At 69.0% G+C, this 255-nt stretch carries 1 pseudogene; it reads left to right on the forward strand.

The window, feature by feature from the left end:
- A pseudogene (locus G8O24_RS43255) lies at positions 1-255 on the forward strand (methyl-accepting chemotaxis protein); the annotation flags it as partial.

Here is a 255-nt window from a genome sequence, read left to right on the forward strand (position 1 = left end):
TCGCCAAGGCCGAACGCGATGCCGCCGCCAGCGAAGCCCAGAACAGGGAGCAGGCCGCCTCGCGCCGCTCGGAGCTGATCCGCTTTGCCGATGATTTCGAGAGCGCCGTCGGCGCCATCGTCTCCAACGTGTCGGCCTCGGCCGTCCAGCTCGAATCCTCGGCGTCCACGCTGACCCGCACCGCCGAAACCACGCAGACCCTGTCCAGCCAGGTCGCCGGCGTGTCCGAGCAGGCCTCCAACAACATGCAGTCGG

Origin of the sequence: Bradyrhizobium campsiandrae, from assembly GCF_014529705.1 — a bacterium.
Taxonomy (GTDB): domain Bacteria; phylum Pseudomonadota; class Alphaproteobacteria; order Rhizobiales; family Xanthobacteraceae; genus Bradyrhizobium; species Bradyrhizobium campsiandrae.